21 protein-coding genes and 4 tRNA genes are annotated in these 24,834 nt (G+C 70.3%); 12 read left to right on the top strand and 13 right to left on the bottom strand.

The genetic code is table 11. From position 1 onward, the window contains the following. Window positions 1-66 precede the first annotated feature (66 nt). Window positions 67-981 (top strand): phosphoribosylaminoimidazolesuccinocarboxamide synthase, encoded by a 915-nt coding sequence (locus R2B67_RS16870; protein ID WP_317819200.1) that lies wholly within the window; start codon window positions 67-69, stop codon window positions 979-981. A gap of 64 nt (window positions 982-1,045) precedes the next feature. Here R2B67_RS16870 and R2B67_RS16865 read toward each other — a convergent pair. From R2B67_RS16865 to R2B67_RS16830, 8 genes are all read right to left on the bottom strand, one after another. Then, window positions 1,046-1,121 (bottom strand) — tRNA-Gly (locus R2B67_RS16865). Window positions 1,122-1,144: 23 nt separating this feature from the next. Then, the gene (locus tag R2B67_RS16860; RefSeq protein ID WP_317819199.1) at window positions 1,145-1,804 is read right to left on the bottom strand and encodes a response regulator; all 660 of its coding nucleotides are present in this window, start codon (window positions 1,802-1,804) and stop codon (window positions 1,145-1,147) included. Beyond that, entirely contained in the window at window positions 1,801-3,126 is a 1,326-nt protein-coding gene (locus R2B67_RS16855; RefSeq protein ID WP_317824884.1) for a sensor histidine kinase, read from the bottom strand. Before R2B67_RS16855 ends, R2B67_RS16860 begins: the two co-directional genes overlap by 4 nt. Window positions 3,127-3,152: 26 nt before the next feature. Next, the gene (locus R2B67_RS16850) at window positions 3,153-3,965 is read right to left on the bottom strand and encodes an ABC transporter permease (protein WP_317819197.1); all 813 of its coding nucleotides are present in this window, start codon (window positions 3,963-3,965) and stop codon (window positions 3,153-3,155) included. Then, window positions 3,962-4,984: an ABC transporter ATP-binding protein gene (locus R2B67_RS16845; protein WP_317819195.1), complete on the bottom strand. Its 1,023-nt coding sequence runs from the start codon at window positions 4,982-4,984 to the stop codon at window positions 3,962-3,964. Before R2B67_RS16845 ends, R2B67_RS16850 begins: the two co-directional genes overlap by 4 nt. 145 nt (window positions 4,985-5,129) lie before the next feature. Beyond that, a tRNA-Gly gene (locus R2B67_RS16840) sits at window positions 5,130-5,202 on the bottom strand. A gap of 79 nt (window positions 5,203-5,281) precedes the next feature. Then, window positions 5,282-5,353, bottom strand: a tRNA-Gly gene (locus R2B67_RS16835). Window positions 5,354-5,606: 253 nt separating this feature from the next. Beyond that, a complete protein-coding gene (locus tag R2B67_RS16830; protein ID WP_317819193.1) occupies window positions 5,607-5,942 on the bottom strand; it encodes a histone-like nucleoid-structuring protein Lsr2 in 336 nt (111 codons plus the stop codon). A gap of 421 nt (window positions 5,943-6,363) precedes the next feature. Here R2B67_RS16830 and purS point away from each other — a divergent pair, with 421 nt between their 5' ends. The 9 genes from purS to purM all read left to right on the top strand — a co-directional run bounded on the left by purS (window position 6,364) and on the right by purM (window position 15,876). Further along, window positions 6,364-6,615: a phosphoribosylformylglycinamidine synthase subunit PurS gene (gene purS / locus R2B67_RS16825; RefSeq protein ID WP_010056446.1), complete on the top strand. Its 252-nt coding sequence runs from the start codon at window positions 6,364-6,366 to the stop codon at window positions 6,613-6,615. Then, a complete protein-coding gene (gene purQ, locus R2B67_RS16820; RefSeq protein ID WP_018513563.1) occupies window positions 6,612-7,292 on the top strand; it encodes a phosphoribosylformylglycinamidine synthase subunit PurQ in 681 nt (226 codons plus the stop codon). The genes purS and purQ overlap by 4 nt, the downstream gene beginning before the upstream one ends. Next, window positions 7,289-9,538, top strand: a complete 2,250-nt coding sequence (purL, locus tag R2B67_RS16815; RefSeq protein WP_317819191.1) for a phosphoribosylformylglycinamidine synthase subunit PurL — start codon at window positions 7,289-7,291, stop codon at window positions 9,536-9,538. The genes purQ and purL overlap by 4 nt, the downstream gene beginning before the upstream one ends. 125 nt (window positions 9,539-9,663) lie before the next feature. Next, window positions 9,664-10,176: an ArsR/SmtB family transcription factor gene (locus tag R2B67_RS16810; protein WP_030574494.1), complete on the top strand. Its 513-nt coding sequence runs from the start codon at window positions 9,664-9,666 to the stop codon at window positions 10,174-10,176. 54 nt (window positions 10,177-10,230) lie between these two features. Beyond that, window positions 10,231-11,085 carry a M23 family metallopeptidase gene (locus R2B67_RS16805; RefSeq protein WP_317819190.1) on the top strand — a complete coding sequence of 285 codons (855 nt, stop codon included), beginning with the start codon at window positions 10,231-10,233 and terminating at the stop codon, window positions 11,083-11,085. Between the two features lie 10 nt (window positions 11,086-11,095). After that, the gene (locus R2B67_RS16800; protein WP_317819189.1) at window positions 11,096-11,899 is read left to right on the top strand and encodes a maleylpyruvate isomerase family mycothiol-dependent enzyme; all 804 of its coding nucleotides are present in this window, start codon (window positions 11,096-11,098) and stop codon (window positions 11,897-11,899) included. Between the two features lie 72 nt (window positions 11,900-11,971). Next, window positions 11,972-12,862: an META domain-containing protein gene (locus R2B67_RS16795; protein WP_317819187.1), complete on the top strand. Its 891-nt coding sequence runs from the start codon at window positions 11,972-11,974 to the stop codon at window positions 12,860-12,862. 353 nt (window positions 12,863-13,215) lie between these two features. Then, window positions 13,216-14,742 carry an amidophosphoribosyltransferase gene (gene purF / locus R2B67_RS16790; protein WP_030574482.1) on the top strand — a complete coding sequence of 509 codons (1,527 nt, stop codon included), beginning with the start codon at window positions 13,216-13,218 and terminating at the stop codon, window positions 14,740-14,742. 60 nt (window positions 14,743-14,802) lie between these two features. After that, window positions 14,803-15,876, top strand: a complete 1,074-nt coding sequence (gene purM / locus R2B67_RS16785) for a phosphoribosylformylglycinamidine cyclo-ligase (RefSeq protein ID WP_317819186.1) — start codon at window positions 14,803-14,805, stop codon at window positions 15,874-15,876. A gap of 152 nt (window positions 15,877-16,028) precedes the next feature. On the opposite strand, the gene R2B67_RS16780 is transcribed toward purM, so the two are convergent. Together R2B67_RS16780 and R2B67_RS16775 are read right to left on the bottom strand one after the other, a co-directional pair. Beyond that, on the bottom strand, window positions 16,029-16,286 hold the full coding sequence (locus tag R2B67_RS16780; RefSeq protein ID WP_007447468.1) for a DUF3073 domain-containing protein: 258 nt from the start codon (window positions 16,284-16,286) through the stop codon (window positions 16,029-16,031). Window positions 16,287-16,601: 315 nt separating this feature from the next. Next, on the bottom strand, window positions 16,602-17,684 hold the full coding sequence (locus R2B67_RS16775; RefSeq protein ID WP_317819183.1) for a Leu/Phe/Val dehydrogenase: 1,083 nt from the start codon (window positions 17,682-17,684) through the stop codon (window positions 16,602-16,604). Window positions 17,685-17,859: 175 nt separating this feature from the next. Between R2B67_RS16775 and R2B67_RS16770 the strand changes: the two genes are divergently transcribed. Further along, on the top strand, window positions 17,860-18,723 hold the full coding sequence (locus tag R2B67_RS16770) for a DUF8083 family protein (RefSeq protein ID WP_030574476.1): 864 nt from the start codon (window positions 17,860-17,862) through the stop codon (window positions 18,721-18,723). A 644-nt stretch (window positions 18,724-19,367) separates the two neighbouring features. Beyond that, window positions 19,368-19,574, top strand: coding sequence for a developmental transcriptional regulator BldC (gene bldC / locus R2B67_RS16765; RefSeq protein ID WP_003949541.1), 207 nt, complete (start codon window positions 19,368-19,370; stop codon window positions 19,572-19,574). 612 nt (window positions 19,575-20,186) lie between these two features. On the opposite strand, the gene R2B67_RS16760 is transcribed toward bldC, so the two are convergent. The 3 genes from R2B67_RS16760 to hrpA all read right to left on the bottom strand — a co-directional run bounded on the left by R2B67_RS16760 (window position 20,187) and on the right by hrpA (window position 24,765). Then, window positions 20,187-20,480 carry a DUF6274 family protein gene (locus R2B67_RS16760; RefSeq protein ID WP_317819179.1) on the bottom strand — a complete coding sequence of 98 codons (294 nt, stop codon included), beginning with the start codon at window positions 20,478-20,480 and terminating at the stop codon, window positions 20,187-20,189. A gap of 140 nt (window positions 20,481-20,620) precedes the next feature. After that, window positions 20,621-20,695: transfer RNA gene (locus R2B67_RS16755), tRNA-Asp, on the bottom strand. 137 nt (window positions 20,696-20,832) lie between these two features. Then, window positions 20,833-24,765 (bottom strand): ATP-dependent RNA helicase HrpA, encoded by a 3,933-nt coding sequence (hrpA, locus tag R2B67_RS16750; RefSeq protein ID WP_317819178.1) that lies wholly within the window; start codon window positions 24,763-24,765, stop codon window positions 20,833-20,835. Between the last annotated feature and the right edge of the window lie 69 nt (window positions 24,766-24,834).

Genomic DNA, 24,834 nt, shown 5'->3' with positions numbered 1-24,834 from the left:
GCGAAGACCGGGCCGCGGATACGGGACAATCGGAACCGCTCCTGGATCAATCTACGCGGAGGCACCGTGTCCGGTTTTGTAGAAAAGCCCGAGCCCGTACAGGTTCCGGGCCTCACCCACCTGCACACCGGCAAGGTGCGTGACCTGTACCGGAACGAGGCGGGCGACCTCGTCATGGTCGCCAGCGACCGTATCTCCGCGTACGACTGGGTCCTGCCGACCGAGATCCCCGACAAGGGCCGCGTCCTCACCAAGCTCTCGCTCTGGTGGTTCGACCAGCTCGCCGACCTGGTGCCCAACCACGTCCTCTCCACCGAGCTGCCCCCCGGCGCTCCGGCGGACTGGGAGGGCCGCACCCTCATCTGCAAGTCCCTGCGGATGGTCCAGGTCGAGTGCGTGGCCCGCGGCTATCTGACGGGCTCCGGGCTCACCGAGTACAACGCCTCCCGTACGGTGTGCGGCATCGGCCTCCCCGAGGGCCTGGTCGACGGCTCCGAGCTGCCCGGCCCGATCTTCACCCCGGCCACGAAGGCGGCCGTCGGCGACCACGACGAGAACGTCAGCTACGAGGAGATCGCCCGCGAGGTCGGCGTGGAGACCGCCGCCGAGCTGCGGCGGACGACGCTCGACGTCTACCGCCGGGCCCGGGACATCGCGCACCAGCGCGGGATCATCCTGGCCGACACCAAGTTCGAGTTCGGCTTCGAGTCCACCGAGGACGGCGGCGAGCGGCTGATCATCGCCGACGAGGTGCTGACGCCGGACTCCTCGCGCTTCTGGCCCGCCGCCACCTGGAAGCCGGGGAGCGCGCAGCCGTCCTACGACAAGCAGTTCGTCCGGGACTGGCTGACCTCGCCGGCCTCCGGCTGGGACCGCGCGAGCGAGCAGCCGCCGCCGGCGCTGCCGCAGAAGATCGTGGACGCGACCCGCGCCAAGTACATCGAGGCGTACGAGGTCCTGACCGGCTCCAACTGGTCGTAGGAGAGATGCAGTAGCAGGTACGCAGAAGGCCCCGGTCGGTATCGACCGGGGCCTTCTGATCATCTGGAGCGGACGACCAGGTTCGAACTGGCGACCTCAACCTTGGCAAGGTTGCGCTCTACCAACTGAGCTACGTCCGCGTTGCGCCGAAGCGCGATGCTCACTATACCCAACCCCGCTCGCGGGCGAGACGCACCGCCGTGTGCCGGTTCTCCGCACCGATCTTGGAGGCGGCCGAGGAGAGGTAGTTGCGGACCGTCCCCTGCGAGAGCGAGGCCCGCTCCGCGATCTCCGCGACCGGTGCCCCGTCCGCCGCCAGTTCGAGCACCTCGGCCTCCCGGGCGGTCAGCGGGGAGTCCCCGGCGGAGATCGCGTCGGCCGCCAACTCCGGGTCGACGTAACGGTTTCCGGCGTGGACGGTACGGATGATCTCGGCGAGCCGCCGCGCGCTGACGGTCTTCGGCACGAACCCGCGTACGCCGGCGGCCAGCGCCCGCTTGAGGTGCCCGGGGCGGCCGTGACTGGTCACGATCATGGTGCGGCAGCCGGGCAGTTCGCTGCGGAGCGATGTGGCGACCTTCACACCGTCCGCGCCCGGCATCTGGAGGTCGAGGACGGCGACATCGGGCCGGTGCGCGAGGGCCATCGCGAGCGCCTCGGGGCCGCTCGCCGCCTCCGCGACCACCACGAGGTCGTCCTCCAGGGCGAGCAGCGCGGCCAGGGCGCCCCGGATCAGGTGCTCGTCGTCGGCGAGCAGGACCCGCAGGGGCCGACCTTCAAGGCCTTCGGAGTCTTCGGTGGTCATGTTCCCCTCGGTGGTCATCGTTCGTCCGAAGAAGCGGCGTCGGAGCGGTTACGGGGGGCCGTCAGCGGGACCGTCGCCGTGACCCGGAACAGGCCGTCCCCGGCCGCCCCGGCCTCCAGCGACCCGCCGAGGGCCGCGAGCCGCTCCCGCAGCCCGGCGAGACCCGAGCCGCCCTCCCCGGCGAGGGCCGCCCCCGCCCCGCCGTTCCCGGCCACCCGGTCGTCCTCGGCCACCCCGTCGTTCTCGACCTCCAGGACCACCGAACCCGCCACCGTCCGGAGCCGGATCACGCACACCCGCGGATCACCGTGGCGCAGGACGTTGGTCGCCGCCTCACGGACCACCCAGCCGAGGGCCGCCTGGACGGCCGGGGGTGCCCCGATGCCCGCCGGGCCATCGGCGCCCTCGACGGTGCAGGTGATCCCGGCGGCCTCCAGCACGCCCCTGGCGCCGAGCAGTTCGGTGGGCAGGTCGGCCTCGCGGTAGCCCCGTACGACATCACGTACCTCCTGCTGCGAGGCGCGGGCGATCCGCTGCACCTCGACCATCTGGTCCACGGCCGTCGCGTTCCCGCGCTGGGCCAGCTCCACGGCCAGCTCGCTCTTCAGCGCGATCACCGCCAGGTTCCGGCCCAGCACGTCGTGCATGTCCCGGCCGAACCGCAGCCGCTCCTCCGCCACCGCCAGCCGCGCCTGCATGTCCCGGGCCTCCTCCGCCTGCCACATCACGGACAGGCTCCAGGCGCTCGGCCGGGTCGAGACGAGCACCAGCACGGTGCCGACGAGCAGCGAGACGGCCGACCCGAACAGCGTGCGGCCGGGCACCCCGACGGCCGCCAGCAGCGCCACCACCGCCACCGCGCAGGCCGCGCAGCGGAGCAGGTACGTCCGGACCGGGACGAGGAGCACGTACGGCGTCACGAACGCCAGGGGCAGGTCCAGCACCAGCAGGCTCAGCCCCGCGTCCTCGACCCCGCCCACCGCCGCGAGGGCCACCAGCAGGCCGGTCAGCACCGCCAGCAGCACGGCGGGGAGCCGCAGCCGCCGCAGCGGGAACGGCTCCACGCCCCGGTAGTGAGCGAAGGCGGGGTCCACGTTCCGGTTGCTCAGCACGCACTGGGCGGCGTTCACCGCGAGGAAAGCCGCCGCCAGGGACACCGGCAGCGGGCCCTGGCCGAAGGCCTTGCCGAGCGGGAGCAGGCCCCAGGTCACGAGGAAGACCCAGGGGAGCGCGCAGAGCGTGAGGCGGGTGTAGAGGTCGATGCGCTGGAGCTTGGTCCGCTCCGTCCAGCCGCGCCGCCAGCCCCGTACTCGCCCGATCACCTCGTCCAGCTCCTTCATGTCGTCCCCGTGGCGCACCGCCGCGTTCAGCCCCGCGGGTCCCAGCGGAACCACCGCTGCACAGCAAACACCGCGAACGCGGTCCAGGCCAGCGCCGCCACGGTGGCCGTGAGCAGGTCGCCGCCCTCCACACCGCCGAGCCAGCCGTGCCGGACGAGGGTCATCACGCCGGTCAGCGGCAGCAGCTCGAAGACCGAGGCCAGGCCGTCCGGGAAGATCTCCAGCGGGACGAAGATCCCGGAGGCGAAGAGCGAGACGAAGAACAGCGGCAACGTGGTGAGCTGCGAGGTCTGGACCGTCCGGGTCACCGCGGAGGTCGCGGCGGCCAGGCCGGACATCATCACGAGACCCACCAGCAGCCCCGCGAGGAAGATCTCGGGCCGCTTCGGCGCGCTCAGGTCGAAGGCGACCGCGCCGGCCGCGACCAGCAGCACGACCTGGAGGAGCGCCAGCGCGACGGCGGGCAGCGCGTTGGCGGCCAGGATCTCGCGGTCGGTGACCTCGCCGGTGCGCAGCCGCTTGAGGACGAGCTCCTCGCGCCGGGTGACGTACCCGGTGACGAGGGTCATGTAGACGACCTGGACCAGCACGATGCCGATACCGCCGGTGAGGGCGGCGCCCGCGATGGAGAGGCCGGTGCTGGCGAGGTCGATCTGCTGGAGCGAGGCCCGGATCGAGAAGATCATCACGACCGGCAGCACCAGCGCGACGAAGATCGCGGACCGGTTGCGGAGCAGCAGGATCAGCTCGGCGCGGGCGAGTGCGGTGAGCCGCCGTGCGGACGCGGAGGCCTTCGAGGGGGACTTGCGGGGGCCGGTGAGGACGGTCGTGGTCGTCATGCCGCCACCTTCTTCTTCGTGTCGTCCGTGGGCTTGGTCCCCGCCCGGCGCGGGTCGTCGGCGCGGGAGCGGAGCTGGGTGTTCGCGATCTGGAGGAACGCCTCCTCCAGGGAGGCGGAACGGGCGTCAAGACCGAGCAGCTGCACGCCCGACTCCCGTGCCCAGCCGAGGAGTTCGTGCAGCGACTCCTGGAGTCCGGAGGTACGGATCTCGATGCGCTGCCCCTCCGCCGCCGCCCGCAGCGAGAGCGGAAGGTGCCCTGCCGGTACGCCGTCGGGCAGCGTGAACCGGATCCTGGCGGGCTGCGACGCGGTGACCTCGGCGGTCGTCCCGGCCGTCACGATCTGCCCCTGGTGCATGATCGCCAGCCGGTCCGCGAGCGCCTCGGCCTCCTCCAGGTAGTGCGTGGTCAGCAGTACGGTCGTGCCGCCGTCCCGGAGCGCCCGGATCAGGTCCCAGGTGTCGCGCCGCCCCTCCGCGTCCAGCCCCGTCGTCGGCTCGTCCAGGAAGAGCACCTCGGGCCGCGAGGTCAGGGCCAGCGCCAGGTCCAGGCGCCGCTTCTCCCCGCCGGACAGCTGCTTGACCCGCACCCCCGTCCGGCTCGTGAGGCCGACCATCTCCAGGGCCTCGGCGGCGGGGCGGGCGCCGGTGGTGCACGCCGACCACATCCGCGCGGTCTCCAGCACCGTGAGATCGGAGGGGAAGCCGCCCTCCTGGAGCATCACCCCGGTCCGGGGCCGGACGGCGGCGCGTTCGCGGTACGGGTCGTGGCCGAGGACCTTGATGGTCCCGGCGGTCGGGAGCGCCAGCCCTTCGAGGAGCTCCACGGTGGAGGTCTTGCCCGCGCCGTTCGTCCCGAGCAGGGCGAACAGCTCGCCGCGGGCCACGGAGAAGGAGACCCCGGAAACGGCCTCGAAGCCGTCCTTGTAGCTGCGGTGGACCCCGTCCGCCGCGATCACCGTCTCCGCGTCTGCCGTGCCACCTGTCGTTCGGTCGCTGAGAAAGTCGTCGCTGGTCATGCTTCGAGTTTTCCGCCGGAGCGGGCCCGCGAGCAGTGCGCGCTGTCACCACTGCTCATGACAAACGTCATGAGCAGTGGTGAGCGGAAGCCGGACGAACGACAAAGGCCCTGATCGAAATCGATCAGGGCCTTTGTATCTGCTGAGCGGACGACCAGGTTCGAACTGGCGACCTCAACCTTGGCAAGGTTGCGCTCTACCAACTGAGCTACGTCCGCAGTGCACCCACTCGGCTTTCACCGGTGGAGCGAGCACTACTCTACCTGATCCAACGGAGTGGTCTGAAGAGTCGTGCAGAGCGGGTGACAGGAATTGCACACTGCGCCTTCCCCCTGGAAGGGGGATGTTCTACTACTGAACTACACCCGCACGCGGCTCGGGGTTCCGGCCTTTCGGCCTCGCCCCTCGGCGTGCTCCAGACTCTAGCCGACCTGCGGGGGTGTCGCGCAAGTCGGCTCCCGGCGGGTCTCGCCGGAGGGGGCGGAAGGCGGCCGTCCGCACCCCCGTCCCGCTCCTGCGCACCCTGCCCGCACCCCGCCTGACGGAGCGTCCGCCGCACGCCGGACGGACGCCCGCGCCGCCAGGGTGCGTCCCCGGGCCGCGCCCCAGGAGGCGCCCCGGCTCAGCCCGCCGCGTTGAACGCCTCGTAGACCTTCTTCGGGATCCGGCCGCGGGCCGGCACCTCCATCCGGTGCGAGCGGGCCCAGGCGCGGACGGCCGCGGGGTCCGGGGCGAGGGAGGTGTGGTGGTACGACGCGGGGGTCCTGCCGTGCTTACCGGCATTTGTCTGCTTTCGGCCGGCCGCCACGTAAGGGGCCAGAGCCTTCCGCAGTTTCTTCGCGTTGGCGGGATTGAGGTCGATCTCGTACGTCTTCCCGTCCAGGGCGAAGGTGACCGTTTCCGCCGCTGTTCCCCCGTCGATGTCGTCGGAGAGCGTAACCACTACGCGCTGGGCCACGGATATCGGTCCTTTCCTACGGCGTCGGCGCGTCGGGCGTGCGCCGATGGGCCGGCCTTCCGGCTGTTAGGCGGATACGGATCGACTGGAGTCGACTGTTCCGGTGTTCCCGGGGCAATGCTGCTTTCCCCGGTAATCATTTGTACAGCGGTAGGTACCGCATTGTGAAGCCCAGCCAATTACATCCGCGTGTCCGTGCGCAATCCGGCGCATGATTTTTTCCCAGGACTTTTCCCGCACGTTGTCGCGGCCGATATCCCGGCGTGATCTGCGCCGAGCCCCCGCCCTCTTGCCGCCGCGTCCGTTCCGTCCGATATCTACCCGCGTAGAATTTTCGGCCAGGTACGCTGAGTGGACCCGCGGGGGTCTGGGGAACCCCCCGGAGAGACAGCCGCACCACACCACCACACCGGGAGTGCCAGTGGCACGCGTCGTAGTCGACGTCATGCTCAAGCCGGAGATCCTCGACCCGCAGGGACAGGCGGTGCAGCGTGCGCTGCCCCGTCTCGGCTTTGAGGGAATCGCGGACGTTCGTCAGGGAAAGCGTTTCGAGCTGGAGGTCGAGGGGCCGGTGGACGACGCCGCCCTCGCCCGTATTAACGAGATGGCCGAGACCTTCCTCGCCAACACCGTCATCGAGGACTTCGTCGTGAAGGTGGAGGAGGAGAAGTGACCACCCGTATCGGCGTCGTCACTTTTCCCGGCACCCTCGACGATCAGGACGCCCTGCGCGCCGTCCGCATCGCGGGCGCGGAGCCCGTATCGCTGTGGCACCGCGACAAGGACCTGCACCAGGTCGACGCGGTCGTCCTGGCCGGCGGCTTCTCCTACGGGGACTACCTCCGGGCCGGCGCGATCTCGCGCTTCTCGCCGGTGATGGAGCCGCTCATCGAACAGGCCAAGGCCGGTATGCCGGTCCTCGGTATCTGCAACGGCTTCCAGATCCTGACCGAGGCGCACCTGCTGCCCGGCGCGATGCTGCGCAACAACCACCTGCACTTCATCTGCCGCGACCAGAGCCTGCGGGTGGAGAACGCGGAGACCGCCTGGACCTCGGACTACAGCGCCGGCCAGGAGATCAAGGTCCCGCTCAAGAACATGGACGGCCGGTACACCGCGGACGAGCACACGCTCGACGAGCTGGAGGCCGAGGGCCGCGTCGCCTTCCGCTACCTGGACGGCAACCCCAACGGCTCGCTCCGCGACATCGCGGGCATCACCAACGCCGCGGGCAACATCGTCGGCCTGATGCCGCACCCGGAGCACGCCGTCGAGCCGCTCATCGGCACCGGCCGCACCGACGGCCTCGGTTTCTTCACCTCGATCATCAAGAAGCTGGTCAACGCATGAGCCTGGATACGGTCAAGCACGCGGCCGAGACCCCGGACGCCGAGCAGCCCTGGAAGGAGCTCGGCCTCAAGGAGGACGAGTACGCCCGGATCCGCGAGATCTTGGGCCGCCGTCCCACCGGCGCCGAACTCGCCATGTACTCGGTGATGTGGTCGGAGCACTGCTCGTACAAGAGCAGCAAGGTCCACCTCAAGCAGTTCGGCGAGAAGGTCCCCGCCAACGACGCGATGCTCGTCGGCATCGGGGAGAACGCCGGCGTCGTCGATGTCGGCCAGGGGTACGCGGTCACCTTCAAGGTCGAGTCGCACAACCACCCCTCGTACATCGAGCCCTACCAGGGCGCGGCCACCGGCATCGGCGGCATCGTCCGCGACATCCTCGCCATGGGCGCCCGCCCGATCGCGGTCGTCGACCCGCTGCGCTTCGGCGCGGCCGACCACCCCGACACCAAGCGCGTCCTGCCGGGCGTCGTCGCGGGCATCGGCGGCTACGGCAACTGCCTGGGCCTGCCCAACATCGGCGGCGAGGTCGTCTTCGACGCCTGCTACCAGGGCAACCCGCTGGTCAACGCCGGCTGCATCGGCGTGATGAAGCACGAGGACATCCACCTCGCGCAGGCCTCCGGCCCCGGCAACAAGGTCATCCTGTACGGCGCCCGTACCGGCGGCGACGGCATCGGCGGCGTCTCGGTGCTGGCGAGCGAGACCTTCGAGTCCACCGGCCCCGCCAAGCGTCCGGCGGTCCAGGTCGGTGACCCGTTCCAGGAGAAGCTCCTCATCGAGTGCACCCTGGAGATCTTCAAGGAGAAGCTCGTCGCGGGCATCCAGGACCTCGGCGGCGCCGGGCTCTCCTGCGCCACCAGCGAGCTGGCCTCCGCCGGTTCCGGTGGCATGCGCGTCGAGCTGGACACCGTGCCGCTGCGCGACTCCTCCCTCTCGCCCGAGGAAATCCTCATGAGCGAGTCGCAGGAGCGCATGTGCGCGATCGTCGAGCCGCAGCACGTGGACCGCTTCCTGGGGATCTGCGAGAAGTGGGACGTCATCGCCACCGTCATCGGTGAGGTGACCGACGGCTCGCAGCTGGAGATCTTCTGGCACGGCGAGCAGATCGTGGACGTACCCCCGCGCTCGGTCGCCCACGACGGCCCGGTCTACCACCGCCCGTTCGCCCGCCCGTCCTGGCAGGACGCGCTCCAGGCGGACGACGCGGGCAAGCTGCCCCGGCCGCAGAACGGCGCCGAGCTGAAGGACCAGGTCCTCAAGCTGGTCGCCTCCCCGAACCAGGCCTCCAAGGCGTGGATCACCGACCAGTACGACCGCTTTGTGCAGGGCAACACCGTGCTGGCGATGCCCGAGGACGCGGGCATGGTCCGCATCGACGCCGAGTCGAACCTGGGCGTGGCGATGGCGACCGACGGCAACGGCCGGTACGCCAAGCTCGACCCGTACACCGGCGCGCAGCTCGCGCTGGCGGAGTCGTACCGCAACGTCGCCGCCTCCGGCGCCAAGCCGCTCGCCATCTCGGACTGCCTCAACTTCGGCTCCCCCGAGGACCCGGACGTCATGTGGCAGTTCGCCGAGGCCACCCGTGGTCTCGCGGACGGCTGCCTGGAGCTGGGCACCCCGGTCACCGGCGGCAACGTCTCGCTCTACAACCAGACCGGTGAGACGGCGATCCACCCGACGCCGGTCGTGGCCGTGCTCGGTGTGATCGACGACGTGAACCGGCGTACGCCGGTCGCCTTCGCGGAAGAGGGCCAGCTCCTCTACCTGCTGGGCGACACGGCCGAGGAGTTCGGCGGCTCGGCCTGGTCCGAGGTCGTCCACAACCACCTCGGCGGCCTGCCGCCCAAGGTGGACCTCGGCCGCGAGAAGCTGCTCGCGGAGATCCTCATCTCCGCCTCGCGCGACGGCATGATCGACGCCGCGCACGACCTGAGCGACGGCGGCCTGATCCAGGCGGTCACCGAGTCCTGCCTGCGCGGCGGGAAGGGTGCCCGGCTGGTCGTGCCGGACGGCCTGGACGCGTTCACGTTCCTCTTCTCCGAGTCGGCGGGGCGCGCGGTCGTCTCGATCCCGCGCAGCGAGGAGCTCCGCTTCAACGACATGTGCGGCGCACGGGGTCTGCCCGTCGCCCGGATCGGTGTCGTGGACGGCGAGGAGATCGAGCTCCAGGGCGAGTTCGCCATCCCGCTGAGCGAGCTCCGTACGGCGCACGAGGCGACGATCCCGGCGCTGCTCGCCTGAGCCGCGCGCCGACCGGCGTCTGCGAAGCCCCCGCCCGGGCCGTCCGGGCGGGGGCTTCGGCCTTCCCCCGAACCCCCTTGACGGACCTCTTGATGCAAATTACGTAATTACGTAAGGTTGGTGTCATGGAGCTGGAGCAGCGTGTCGCCGAGCTGGAGAGGCGGCTCACGGCACTGGAGCGGCAGGACCCGGAGTCCGCGTCTCCCCGCCTGGGAGACGGCGACTTCTGGGCGCTGGAAGGGCTGAAACAGCAGCTCGCCGACGCCGGGGAGGCCGGGGCCGACGGGGGAGTGCTCTACACGGGCTCGGTCCGGCTGCCCACCGGTGAGCAGTACGGGTGGCAGTACGGCGCCTTCACCGAGGCCCTGTTCGACGGGGACTGGGCGGACGCCGCCGAGTCGTTCGCCGCGCTGGGCCACCCGGTCCGGCTGCGCCTGCTCCGCGAGATCCTCGGCGGCCTGAGGACGGCCGCCGAACTGGCCGCGCTCGACGGGGCCGGCACCACCGGCCAGATCTACCACCACCTGCGCCAACTGACCGGCGCGGGCTGGCTGCACGCGGCCGGACGAGGCAGGTACGAGGTGCCGCCCGCCCGGGTCGTGCCGCTGCTGGTGGTGCTGACGGCGGCGCGGCCCTGACCGCAGAGACCGACACGACGCCATGAACGACCGACACGACGCCATGGGGGAGACATGTCCGTCCGCACTGTTGTGGAGAAGGCCCACCGGATCGCCTGGATGGTGCTGATCGCGCTGGTGGTCGCCGAGTTCTTCGTGGACCTGCCCGGCCCGGGCTGGGTGACCACGGTGCTGCCGGCGGCGCTGGCCTTCTTCCTCCTGATGGCGGTGCTCGCGCTCCAGGCCGGGGCCGGAGCGCCCCGGGGCGAGCCGCGTGACCCGGTCGAGGTCGCCCCGCCGGTGACCGGCCGCTGGACGGCCCTCAACAGCCCGGCCGACAAGGTCCCGAGCCACGGGGTACACGTGTACGGGCAGGCGTACGCGATCGACATCGTGGCCGAGCCCGAGGTTGGGGATGGGGAGCCCCCCGCCCGGCCGCCATTCCGCTGGGTGTGGCCGCTCTTCCGCCGCAACCGCGCCTTCCCGGCCTTCGGCGCCCCGCTGCTCGCGGTGGCCGACGCGACGGTCGTCCGGGCGAGCGACGGACAGCGGGACCACTTCAGCCGCACCTCGCTGCCCGCCCTCGCCTATCTGATGGTCATCGAGGGCAGCGTCCGCTCGGTCCTCGGCGTGCACCGCGTCCTCGGAAACCACGTGATCCTGGACCTCGGCGGCGGTACGTACGCGGCCTACGCCCACGTCCGGCGCGGCTCGCTGAAGGTGGCTGCCGGTGACCGGGTCCGCGCCGGCCAGGAGATCGGGCGCGTGGGCAACTCCGGCAACACCACCGAGCCCCACCTCCACTTCCACCTGATGGACGGCCCCGACCCCGATGACGCCCGGGGTGTCCCGTTCACCTGGCGGGGCGTCGGAGTACCCGCGAACGGGGAGACGTTCACCGTCGGCACCGATGTCGGTGCGGCCGGTTAGTCTCGCCCCCATGCCCCCGGCCAAGAAGCGCCCGCGCGCCTACGACCACTTCAGGACCCGGACCGCGGTTCTCGCCCAGTTCGCCCATGTCCGCGACGCCGTCGCCGCGTTGACGCCCGAGCAGCTCGCCCAGCCGACCCGGCTCGGCGACTGGACGGTGCGCGAGCTCGCCGCGCATGTGGCGATGGTCCTGGGCGGGGTGAGCCGGGCCCTGGCCCTGCCGGAGCCGCCCGGACCGAAGCCCGGGCTCACCCTCCTCCAGTGGCCGCCCGCCACTTCCGCGTACGCCGCCCGGATCGACGAGGACGTCGAGGACCTGGCGACCGGGCGCCCCGATCTCGCGGCGCTGTACGCGGAGGTGGAGGCGGGTTTCCTCGCGGACGTCCCGGCCTCCGGCACGGGGGACCGGCTGCTGACCACCCGGGTCGGGTCCATGCGGCTGGCCGACTTCCTGGTCACCCGGACCGTCGAGCTGACCGTCCACACGGACGACCTGAACGAGGCGCTCGGCCTGGAGATCCCGTACGACCGGCAGGCGCTGGCGGCCTGCGTCCGGCTGCTGGCGGACACCCTCGCCGACCGGGCGCCCGGCGGTTCGGTCGAGGTGCGCGTCCCGCCGTTCGCGGTGGTCCAGTGCATCGGCGGCCCCAAGCACACCCGGGGCACCCCGCCCAACGTCGTGGAGACCGGCGCCCTGACCTGGATCCGGCTCGCCACCGGGCGTACGGAGTGGGCGCGGGCCCTGGCGGACGCCGAGGTCAGCGCGAGCGGCGAGCGCGCCGATCTGGCGGAGCTGCTACCCCTGATGGGCTGAGCCGCCTCGTAGCGCAAGCGACGGAACTGGAGGCGACGGAACCGGATCGGGGGCCCGTCCCGTCACATCGCCATGCGCACACAACGTATGGCAGTCAGCGTCAGCGTCCTGGCCCTCCTCACCCTCGCCGCCTGCGGTACGGAGCCGGGTTCCGGCTCCGGCGGCGACGGCGGGGACGGCAGCGACACCGTGCAGAGCGATGTGCCCGTCACGGGTGTGGCGTGGAGCGTCGACTCCCTCACCGTCGACGGGAAGAAGACCGAGGTCCCGGAGGGCTCCCGGCTGGAGTTCGACCCGAAGGGCCGGGCCAAGGCCGGCTTCGGGTGCAACCACATCAGCGCGGACGCCCAGGTCAAGGGCGACCGGATCACCTTCGGCAAGCCCGTCTCCACGCAGATGGCGTGCGACGAGGCCACCGAGAAGGCCGAGAAGGCCGCCCTCGCCGCGATGGACGGCGAGGTCACCGCAAAGCTCTCCGGCGAGAAGCTGACCCTCGCCACCGAGGGCGGCGACACCTTCGCGCTCAGCGAGGAGAAGCCGGCCGCCCTGGCCGGCACCCGGTGGGCGGTGACCACCCTGCTCAGCGGCGAGACGGCGGCCTCCGTGCCCGCCGGCCTCCCGAAGGACCGGGTGCCCCACCTGACCTTCGGCGAGGACGGCACCGTGCACGGCAACTCCGGCTGCAACTCCTTCCACGGCAAGGCCGAGGTCAAGGGCTCCACGATCACCTTCGGCCCGCCGGCCGGCACCCGGAAGATGTGCCCGGAGGCCGAGATGGAGACGGAGCGCGCGGTCCTCGCGGCCCTGGACGGCCCGGCGACGTACACGATCAAGGGCTCCACGCTCACCGTCACGTCGAAGGACGGCAAGGGCATCGGCGCCACGGCCACCCCCACGACGACCGAGGGCACACAGTCGACCGAGGGCACACCGTCGACCGAGGGCACCCAGGAGCACGGCTGAATCCGGCCCCTCGGTGTGAGGCTCACCACGAAACGAGCGTTCGGCCGACGGCCGGGGCGGGTTCGGGGCGGGTTCACCGAGCGCCACGGCCGGACGGCCGCCGCCGGGTCCCCGCCCACCGCCCCTACCTGCCGGTAACCGGCCTCCGGGCCCGGCAGTGAGCGCCGCACCCGCTCGGCGGGGTCCGTGGCGCCCATCCGGCGATCACGCAACGTGACCACCCGAAGCCCCGCGAATCACCCGTTCCCCGCGTCACCTCCGCGTCCCGTCGAACCGTTCCCCGTGTTCCGTACCTGCTTTGCCGACCGGTACCCAATTCGGACCAGTGGTCGATCTCGCCTACACTCGGTTTCGTGCCCCGTGGTGATGGACGACTCAACCACGACCTGCTCCCCGGAGAGAAAGGCCCCCAGGACGCTTGTGGCGTCTTCGGTGTCTGGGCTCCGGGTGAAGAGGTCGCCAAGCTCACCTATTTCGGACTGTATGCCCTGCAGCACCGCGGACAGGAATCCGCGGGCATCGCAGTGAGCAACGGGTCCCAGATCCTCGTCTTCAAGGACATGGGACTGGTCTCGCAGGTCTTCGACGAAACGTCTCTGGGTTCCCTCCAGGGCCATATCGCGGTCGGTCATGCCCGCTACTCCACCACCGGTGCCTCGGTGTGGGAGAACGCGCAGCCGACGTTCCGTGCCACCGCGCACGGCTCGATCGCCCTCGGCCACAACGGGAACCTGGTCAACACGGCCCAGCTCGCGGAGATGGTCGCCGACCTCCCCCGCAAGGACGGCCGCGCCACCCAGGTCGCCGCGACCAACGACACCGACCTGGTGACCGCGCTGCTCGCCGGGCAGCGCGACGAGAACGACAAGCCGCTGACCATCGAGGAAGCCGCCGCCAAGGTGCTCCCCGACGTCAAGGGCGCGTTCTCGCTCGTCTTCATGGACGAGCACACCCTCTACGCCGCCCGTGACCCGCAGGGCATCCGCCCGCTGGTGCTCGGCCGCCTGGAGCGCGGCTGGGTGGTCGCCTCCGAGTCCGCCGCACTCGACATCTGCGGCGCCAGTTACGTACGCGAGATCGAGCCGGGCGAGCTCATCGCCATCGACGAGAACGGCCTGCGCACCTCCCGCTTCGCAGAAGCGAAGCCCAAGGGCTGTGTCTTCGAGTACGTCTACCTGGCCCGTCCCGACACCGACATCGCCGGCCGGAACGTCTACCTCTCCCGGGTGGAGATGGGCCGGCGCCTGGCCGCCGAAGCCCCCGTCGAGGCGGATCTGGTCATAGCGACCCCGGAATCCGGCACCCCCGCCGCGATTGGGTACGCGGAGGCCAGCGGGATTCCGTTCGGCGCCGGACTGGTCAAGAACGCCTACGTCGGCCGGACCTTCATCCAGCCCTCGCAGACCATCCGCCAGCTCGGTATCCGGCTCAAGCTGAACCCGCTGAAGGAAGTTATCAAGGGCAAGCGCCTGGTGGTCGTCGACGACTCGATCGTCCGCGGCAACACCCAGCGCGCCCTGGTCCGGATGCTCCGCGAGGCCGGAGCCGCCGAGATCCACATCCGGATCTCCTCGCCGCCGGTGAAGTGGCCCTGCTTCTTCGGGATCGACTTCGCCACCCGCGCCGAGCTGATCGCCAACGGCATGACCGTCGACGAGATCTGCACCTCGATGGGGGCCGACTCCCTCTCGTACATCTCGATCGACTCCATGATCGAGGCGACGACCATCGACAAGCCCAACCTGTGCCGCGCCTGCTTCGACGGTGAGTACCCCATGGACCTCCCGGACCCGGAGCTGCTCGGCAAGCAGCTGCTGGAGACCGAGCTGGCGGCAGGACCCGCGGCCACCGCCGCGGCCGACGCGCTGCGCCGTCCGTGACCCGGACGCGCCGCCGCCCCTCCCACCAGCCCCGTATCTCCACACGAAAGATCCCAGGCCATGTCTGAGACAACAGGTGCCTCCTACGCGGCGGCCGGCGTCGACATCGAAGCCGGTGACCGTGCCGTCGAGCTGATGAAGGAGTGGGTGAAGAAGACGCAGCGCCCCGAGGTCGCAGGCCTCGGCGGGCTCGGCGGCTTCGCCGGCCTCTTCGACGCCTCGGCGCTCAAGCGCTACGAGCGTCCGCTCCTCGCCTCCGCCACCGACGGTGTCGGGACGAAGGTGGACCTGGCGCGTCAGATGGGCGTGTACGACACCATCGGCCACGACCTCGTCGGCATGGTCGTGGACGACCTCGTCGTCTGCGGTGCCGAGCCGCTCTTCATGACCGACTACATCTGCGTCGGCAAGGTGCACCCCGAGCGTGTCGCGGCGATCGTCAAGGGCATCGCCGAGGGCTGCGTCCTCGCGGGCTGCGCCCTGGTCGGCGGTGAGACGGCCGAACACCCGGGTCTGCTCGGCCCGGACGACTTCGACGTCGCCGGCGCCGGTACGGGCGTGGTCGAGGCCGACCGGCTGCTCGGCCCGGACCGTATCCGCAAGGGTGACGCCGTCATCGCGATGGCGTCCTCCGGACTTCACTCGAACGGGTACTCGCTCGTCCGCCACGTGGTCTTCGACCGGGCCGGCTGGACGCTGGACCGCGAGGTCGAGGAGTTCGGCCGGACGCTCGGCGAGGAGCTCCTGGAGCCGACCAGGATCTACTCCCTGGACTGCCTGGCGCTCACCCGCACGACCGAGGTGCACGGCTTCAGCCACGTCACCGGCGGCGGCCTGGCGAACAACCTGGCCCGGGTCATCCCGGCCGGGCTGCACGCCACCGTGGACCGCTCCACCTGGACGCCGGGCGCGGTCTTCGACCTCGTCGGCAAGGCCGGCCAGGTCGAGCAGATGGAGCTGGAGAAGACGCTGAACATGGGCGTCGGCATGATCGCGATCGTCCCGGCCGACTCGGTGGACGCCGCGCTGACGACCCTGGCCGACCGCGGTGTCGACTCCTGGGTCGCCGGTGAGATCACCGACCGCGGTGACCGCACCACGGGCGCCGAGCTGACCGGCAGCTACGCACGCTGAACCGTACGTCGCGGTGTGCGCCGGGCTCCGCGCCCGGCGCACACCGAAGGCGTCGGACCCGGATCAGCACACCGAAGACTCCGGACCCGGATCAGGACACACAGAACCCGGCCCGGGGCAGGTCCGGACCGGGTTGATGTGTCAGCGCGAGGTCAAGCGCCGCGGCGCTGTGACGACGGACCGGACTGGTCGTCCTGATCCTCGTCATCGTCCTGGTTGTAGCGATCCGCGTACTGTGCGTACGGGTCATCTTCCTCGTCGTCGTCCTCGAACGGCTCGGCGTTCGGTGGCTGACTCGAAGGCGATGCGCCCAGCTCATTGGCCAGACGCGACAGGTCCGTCCCGCCGCTGCTGTACTTCAGCTGGCGGGCGACCTTGGTCTGCTTGGCCTTTGCCCGGCCGCGCCCCATGGCTCGACCCCCTCGGTGACGGGGCTCGACGGCCCCAGAGTCTTGACACGCGTTCATGTTTCAGGACGGACTCTCGACAGAGAGACCGCGCCCGTAGGGCTTTAACGGTACCTGCTTCCGTGGCCATACGGTACGCCGCCCGCGTCTTGCGCCCCGGTGCAGGGCCAGTGAGGAGCCCCGTCCCCGCTGGTCAACTGCGATTTTAACCTCTTCTGTACGCACGACCCGCCGACCGGCGTGAGTCTTGTCTCCCGCCGGCCTGCGGGTCGTACGCGTATCCGCACACGGGTCGTACGCGGGTCGTACGTGTGCGCGTCAGCGGCCGCGCGCCTCGGCCATCCGCTGTTCGGCGATCCGGTCGGCCGCGGCGGCGGGCGGAATCCCGTCTGCCTTCGCACGTGCGAATATTTCCAGCGTGGTGTCGAAGATCTTCGTGGCCTTCGCCTTGCACCGGTCGAAGTCGAACCCGTGCAGCTCGTCGGCGACCTGGATCACGCCACCGGCGTTGACCACGTAGTCGGGGGCGTAGAGAACCGACCGGTCGGCCAGGTCCTTCTCGACGCCCGGGTGGGCCAGCTGGTTGTTGGCCGCGCCGCAGACCACCTTCGCCGTGAGCACCGGCACGGTCTCGTCGTTGAGGGCGCCGCCGAGCGCGCAGGGCGCGTAGATGTCGAGGCCCTCGGTGCGGATCAGGGTCTCGGTGTCGGCCACCACGGTGACCTCGGGGTGCAGATCGGTGATGCGGCGCACCGACTCCTCGCGGACATCGGTGATCACGACCTCGGCCCCGTCGGCGAGCAGGTGCTCGACGAGGTGGTGGCCCACCTTGCCGACCCCGGCGACACCGACCTTGCGGCCGCGCAGCGTCGGGTCGCCCCACAGGTGCTGGGCCGAGGCCCGCATGCCCTGGAAGACGCCGAAGGCGGTGAGGACGGAGGAGTCGCCGGCGCCGCCGTTCTCGGGGGAGCGGCCGGTGGTCCAGCGGCACTCCCGGGCGACGACGTCCATGTCGGCGACGTAGGTGCCGACATCGCAGGCGGTGACGTACCGGCCGCCGAGCGAGGCGACGAACCGGCCGTAGGCCAGGAGGAGTTCCTCGGTCTTGATCTTCTCCGGGTCGCCGATGATGACGGCCTTGCCGCCACCGTGGTCGAGCCCGGCCAGGGCGTTCTTGTACGACATCCCGCGCGACAGGTTCAGCGCGTCGGCGACGGCCTCGGCCTCGGTCGCGTACGGGTAGAAGCGGGTACCGCCGAGGCCGGGGCCGAGGGCGGTGTTGTGGAGGGCGATGACGGCCTTGAGGCCGGTGGCACGGTCCTGGCAGATCACGACTTGCTCGTGGCCCCCCTGATCCGAGTGGAACAGGGTGTGCAGGACGCCGTTAGTCACATCGGTCACTGTGGTGACTCCCAAGTACGAAGCGGCGGAAGGCTCTCCTAGGGGTGGGGAGAGCCCTGGACCGACCGGCACGGCCGGTCCGATGGGCAAGAGCGTAAGTCCTCCGGCGGCGCGGATCTGCCCCCGTGCCGAGGATCACCCCAAGGGGGTGCACCGGCGTGGCACGATGCGCTGCATGTCGGTGGTGTCTTCAGTGCTCGTCCCTTACACGTCCTACCTCCGGGTGTACGAGCCGCTCGCCGCCTTCGCGGAGCCCGAGCGCAGTCACTGGGCCCGTTACGCGCAGCGCCCGGTGCTGCCCACCGCCCAGGACGAACTGCGCCGCTCGCTGGCCGACTTGGTGCCGACCCCGCCGGTCGGGGTGCCCGTGCACGAGAGCGGCGACGCGTTCGTGGCGGAGCTGGACGGGGTGGTGTGCGTCTGCCCGTGGCGGACCCGGCTGCGGGGGTGGCTCGCGCTGGAGGAGCTGGAGGGGACGGGCGGGCAGGGGGGAATGTTTCCGGCCAACGTGCTGGACGCCCTGCTGCCCGGGGTGGTTCGGGGTCAGGCGCGGGCGGACCATGAGCGCTGGCAGCGCCGGAACCCGGACGCGCGGCCGTGGATCCGTACGACGGTGTGGCAGGTCCCGGTGCGGTGGTTCGTCCTCTTCCGGGACGAGGAGCGGGAGTACGCGGCGGCCGACGGCGAGGGCGGGGAGCCGGTGCTGCGCTACCGGACGCCGATGGTGGAGGCCCGGCGCCGGCTGGCCCGGGGGCTGCGGACGCTGCGGGAGAACGTCGCCGACGGCCCCCTCACCGAGGGGCTGGTGGACGTGGGGCGCTGGCTGGAGGAGTTCCATCCGCGCTCGCTCGTGGAGCTGGACTACGGGGGCCTGGTGCACGCGCTTCCCGCCGGGCAGCTCGCCGGGGACCGGTCGGCCGCGGATGTGGCGGAGGGGCTCGCGGCGCTGGGGAACGGGGACAGCGAGGGCGCCGGGGAGGCGTACGCGCGGCTCGCGGAACGGTGGCGGGCGGTGCGGGACCGCCAGTTCACCAATTGACGTGAAAAGACCCACAGCGGCATCAACGTGACGGAACCGGGGCATCCTTCATCCAGGACGGACCGGAAGGCCGGGCGGACCGGCGGAAGGCCGGGCGGACCGGGCGAAGTGCGGGAAGGAGGAGAGAGCTGACGGGCCGTGAACCCGCGTCCCGTGGGACACGTGTGGTGGGTGGGGCGGAAGAGTACGCCTCCCGGCCCAGGACCTACGTCCCGAACCGGGCCTTTGCCTCAAGCGTGATGGATAGCACTAACGGGGCCCTTGCGCCTATCCCTACTCCTCGTGCCAAAATAGGACAAGGAGTCCGGGGAGGGCTCCTTCCGTCCAAGTAAGGGCGGAATGCTCAGCATTGCACTCTATGGGGGGTCTGACGACTCCTGATCGCTCTGTGACTGATCGTCACGGTGGTGTGACTGTCCGCTATGGCATGGTCCATCGGCTTCCGTCGCTGATGAACACCTGGGAGGGCAATTCCATCGGTTTGGCCGACGCGGCTGGACGGATGGTGTAGTTGTAGTGCCGAGGACAAGCCGTTCGTCCTATAACCGACTCGGCCCGCGTCCGCCATTTCGGGCAACGCGGGTCAAGGTGCAGAATTTAGAGGAAAGAACCGAGAAGGTTCGGTTCTCCCGAGGAGGCCGCTCATGACCGCTCGCACCCCTGATGCCGAGCCGCTGCTGACCCCGGCTGAGGTTGCCACGATGTTCCGCGTGGACCCGAAGACGGTCACCCGTTGGGCCAAGGCTGGCAAGCTCACGTCCATCCGCACGCTCGGTGGACACCGCCGGTACCGCGAGGCAGAGGTCCGCGCACTGCTTGCGGGTATTCCGCAGCAGCGCAGCGAGGCCTGACACACCCCTGCTTCGCAGCTCAACAGCAGTACGGCATCACAACCGGGCAGCCGCCAGGTCCCCCAACCCGAGGCCGCCCATACATAGCTCCACTCGACGGACGCCTGCCCCAACGGGCGTCATACCTGTGTACGGGTACGTCGTTTTTGATCGCGCTGGACTCCGCCGGGTCCAGCGCGATCTTTTTGTGCCCTGGAGCCTCTGGGCCGGCGCCGCGCCTCCGGGGCCTCTCGTGCCCGCGTACGCCCCTCGTACACCCTGTGAGGGGCCTGAGGACGGCTGAACGATAACCGGGTGGTCGGTCGGCTTCCGGGCCGTCCACCGGCCCGCGCTGCGCAGGGCCCGCCGTCCGTCCCGGCGCCCTTCGTGGGTCTGTGAGCGGGTCTGTGCGGGAGTGTGGGTGAGCGTCCCGGACTCGGTGGGACAGCCCCGGACGGAACGGTCCGGTCGAACGGCCGGGGTGGTGCAATTGCACATATTAAATTCGCCAGTTGTAGGACAGGCGTAAAGTACCCCGGTCTGAAAACTCTTTCGGTGACACCCGTCACACTGCCTGATGCTTGCCAACTACGAGCCTGCCACTGTCCGGACGCGGAATCATCCGGCCGATGGTCATGGAGCGGAGGGTCTTTCGTCCTCGTCCCCGGCCGACTCGGCGGGGGCGTCCTCGGCCGCCGACGGGCTCGCGGCGCGCTCCCGGGGCTCCTGCGGCCCGTACGGAGGCTCCGCGGCTGCCCCGGGGCCACGGGGCTCCCGGTCGCCCTCCCCGTCGCCTGGCTCCATGGCGAGGCGCAGGAGCCGGTGGCAGACCGGGCAGTGGCGGGTGAGGTGGCCGTAGCCGTAAGCGGCGGCCAGATGGGCGCGGAGCAGTGCGCGGGTCTCGTGTCGTGCTGTGGACGCGGACATGTGAGCCACCTCCCGGTGGGCCCGGCCGCCCCTCGCCGAGGGAAACAGGGACAGCCTCGTCCCTACGGGGTACCCGCGGCGGAAGGCGCCGTCAAGACGCACGAAAGCCCGGATCGAAACGATCCGGGCTTTCGGCACTGCGGTCCTGACGGGATTTGAACCCGCGGCCTCCACCTTGACAGGGTGGCGAGCACTCCAAACTGCTCCACAGGACCAGGTTTTCGCCGCTTGCCTTGCGGCTTGCTGCGAAACCAGACTGTACAGGAGGTGGGAGGCCCAGGTCGACTTCACTCCTGGTGGTGACGCCGTCACAGCCTCACCACCCCCGTTTTGAGGGCGCGAAGCCCCTGTCTCAGGGCGCGAGCGCGTCGATCGCCTTCACGATCCGCTTGTCCGAGACGGGGAACGCCGTGCCCAGCGCGTGCGCGAAGTAGCTGACCCGCAGCTCCTCGATCATCCAGCGGACGTCCAGCACCTCCTGCCCCACCGGCCGTCCCTGCGGGAGCTGTTCGAGCAGCCACGCGTACTCGTCCTGCATCTCGTGGACCTTCGCCATCCGCGTGGTGTCCCGCTGGACGGCCGTCGGCATCTGCTGGAGCCGCCGGTCGGCCGCCACGAGGTACCGCATCAGGTCGGGCAGCCGACGCAGTCCGGTGGCCGTAACGAAACCGGGCGGTACGAGACGGGCCAGCTGCTCCCGTACGTCGGTGACGTTGGCGACCAGCGTCAGGCTGTTCGTCGACTTCAGCCGGCGCTCACAGGCCTGCCAGGCGGCCAGGATCTGCTGCACCTGGTCGATCGTGCGGACGGTCAGGTCCACCAGGTCGGCGCGCACCTTGTCGTACAGCGTCCGGAACGCCTTCTCGTCCCACGCCGGCCCGCCGTACGCGGCGATCAGCCGGTCGGCGGCGGCGGTGGCGCAGTCCTCGAAGAGGGCCTGGACCGAGCCGTGCGGATTGCGGGACAGCGCGAGCTTCTGCTGATTGCTCAGCCGGTCCGAGGCGAACTTCGCCGGGTTGACCGGAATGTTCAGCATGATCAGCTTCCGGGTGCCGCGCCACATCGCCTGCTGCTGCTCGGCCTCGGTGTCGAAGAGGCGTACGGCGACGGTGTCGCCCTGGTCCACGAGGGCCGGGTACGCCTTCACCGGCTGCCCGGCACGTCTGGTCTCGAAGACCTTGTTCAGCGTGCCGATCGTCCAGTCCGTGAGGCCCGAGCGCTCGATGGACTCTCCGGAGGGCCCGGCGGTCGCCGCGGCGGCCTTGGAGAGCGCCTGGCGGGCCTTCGGGCGCAGCTGGAGCTTGAGCGCCTCCAGGTCCTTGTCCTCGGCCACCTTGCGGCGCCGCTCGTCGACGATCCGGAACGTGATCTTCAGGTGGTCCGGGACCCGGGAGAGGTCGAAGTCGTCCGCCGTGACCGGGACGCCGACCATCCGCTGGAGCTCCCGCGCCAGGGTGAACGGCAGCGGCTCCTGGAGCGGGACCGCCCGGTCCAGGAACTTGTCGGCGTAGTTCGGGGCGGGGACGTAATGCCGGCGGATCGGCTTCGGCAGCGAGCGGATCAGCTCGGTGACGACCTCCTCGCGCAGCCCCGGGATCTGCCAGTCGAAGCCCTCGGACGTGACCTGGTTGAGCACCTGGAGCGGGATGTGGACGGTCACCCCGTCCGCGTCCGCGCCGGGCTCGAACTGGTACGTCACCTTGAACTTGAGCTTCCCCTGCCGCCAGGAGTCCGGGTAGTCGTCCTTGGTGACGGCCCCGGCCTTCTCGTTGATCAGCATGGAGCGCTCGAAGTCGAGGGCGTCCGGCTCCTCGCGCTTCTTGTTCTTCCACCAGGAGTCGAAGTGCGCCCCGGAGACGATGTGCTCCGGAATGCGCTGGTCGTAGAAGTCGAAGAGCGTCTCGTCGTCCACGAGGATGTCGCGGCGCCGGGCGCGGTGCTCCAACTCCTCTACCTCGCCGAGGAGTTTGCGGTTGTCGTGGAAGAACTGGTGGTGGGTGCGCCAGTCGCCCTCGACCAGGGCGTTGCGGATGAACAGGTCCCGCGAGGCCTCCTGGTCGATCCGGCCGAAATTGATCTTGCGCTGGGCGATGATCGGCACCCCGTAGAGCGTGACCCGCTCGTACGCCATCACCGCGGCCTGGTCCTTCTCCCAGTGCGGCTCGCTGTAGGTGCGCTTCAGCAGGTGCTGCGCCAGCGGCTCGATCCACTCGGGCTCCACCTTGGCGTTGACCCGCGCCCAGAGCCGGGAGGTCTCCACCAGCTCCGCCGACATCACGAACCGCGGCTGCTTCTTGAACAGCGCCGAGCCGGGGAAGATCGCGAACTTGGCGCTGCGCGCGCCCAGGTACTCGTTCTTCTCGGTGTCCTTCAGCCCGATGTGCGACAGCAGCCCGGCCAGCAGCGAGGTGTGCACCGCCTGCTCGGGAATCGACGCGTCGCCCTTCGGCTCCTCGACGACGATGCCCATCTGCTTCGCGACCGTACGCAGCTGCGCGTAGATGTCCTGCCATTCGCGGATGCGCAGGAAGTTCAGATACTCCTGCTTGCACATCCGGCGGAACGAGGACGAGCCACGCTCCTTCTGCTGCTCACGGACATAGCGCCACAGATTCAGGTACGCCAGGAAGTCGGACGTCTCGTCCTTGAACCGGGCGTGGTTCTGGTCGGCCTGCGTCTGCTTCTCCTGGGGCCGCTCGCGCGGGTCCTGGATGGAGAGCGCGGCGGCGATGACCATGACCTCGCGGGCGCAGCCGTTCTTGTCGGCCTCGATGACCATCCGGGCCAGGCGCGGGTCGACGGGCAGCTGCGAGAGCTTGCGGCCGAGCGGGGTGAGCCGCTTCTTCGGATCCTTCTCGCCCGGGTCGAGCGCTCCCAGCTCCTGGAGGAGCTGCACACCGTCGCGGATGTTGCGGTGGTCCGGCGGGTCGATGAACGGGAACTTCTCGATGTCGCCGAGCCCGGCCGCGGTCATCTGGAGGATGACGGAGGCCAGGTTGGTCCGCAGGATCTCCGGATCGGTGAACTCCGGCCGGGTGACGAAGTCGTCCTCCGAGTACAGCCGGATGCAGATGCCGTCCGACGTACGGCCGCAGCGGCCCTTGCGCTGGTTGGCGCTGGCCTGGGAGATCCGCTCGATCGGCAGCCGCTGGACCTTGGTGCGGTGGCTGTAGCGGGAGATGCGGGCGTTGCCCGGGTCGATTACGTACTTGATGCCGGGGACGGTCAGCGAGGTCTCGGCGACGTTGGTCGCGAGGACGATGCGGCGTCCGGTGTGGCGCTGGAACACGCGGTGCTGCTCGGCGTGCGAGAGGCGCGCGTAGAGGGGGAGCACCTCGGTATGTCTGAGGTTCCGCTTGTTCAGCGCGTCCGCCGTGTCCCGGATCTCGCGCTCGCCGGAGAGGAAGACGAGGACGTCACCGGGGGCCTCGTGGCTCAGCTCGTCGACGGCGTCGCAGATCGCGGTGATCTGGTCGCGGTCGGAGTCCTCGCTGTCCTCTTCCAGGAGCGGGCGATACCTGACCTCCACCGGGTACGTCCGCCCGCTGACCTCCACGATCGGCGCCTCGCCGAAGTGGCGCGCGAACCGCTCCGGATCGATGGTCGCCGAGGTGATGACGACCTTCAGATCCGGGCGCTTCGGCAGCAGCCGGGCCAGATAGCCGAGCAGGAAGTCGATGTTCAGCGACCGCTCGTGGGCCTCGTCGATGATGATCGTGTCGTACGCCAGCAGCTCGCGGTCCGTCTGGATCTCGGCGAGCAGGATGCCGTCCGTCATCAGCTTCAGATACGTCGACTCCGGGTTCACCTGATCGGTGAAGCGGACCTTCCAGCCGACGGTCTCGCCCAGCGGCGTCTTCAGCTCGTCCGCGACGCGCTCCGCGACCGTGCGGGCGGCGATCCGGCGGGGCTGGGTGTGCCCGATCATGCCCCGGACGCCGCGCCCCAGCTCCATACAGATCTTGGGGATCTGCGTGGTCTTCCCGGACCCCGTCTCACCGGCGACGATCACGACCTGGTGGTCGCGTATCGCCTCCAGGATCTCGTCCTTCTTCTGGCTGACCGGCAGCTCTTCCGGGTACGACAGGGCCGGCAGCCGGGCCGCGCGCGTCGCGAGCCGTTCGGCCGCCTTGCCCGCCTCGGCCGCGATCTCGTCCAGCACGGACTGGCGGGCCTCGGGCTTGCGGATGCGGCGCGCTCCTTCGAGGCGCCGGCCGAGCCGGTTCGCGTCACGGAGCGAGATCTGTCCGAGCTGGGACTGGAGATCGGCGAAGGAAGTAGACATACGGATCCCAGGATCTCACCCGGGCCTCGGGAGTGGCGACCTCATTTCGCGCGGACTGCGTCACGTGCC

The organism is Streptomyces cyaneofuscatus, assembly GCF_033109485.1.
GTDB classification, from domain to species: domain Bacteria; phylum Actinomycetota; class Actinomycetes; order Streptomycetales; family Streptomycetaceae; genus Streptomyces; species Streptomyces cyaneofuscatus.
This window is presented reverse-complemented; position numbering and strand designations above follow the sequence as displayed.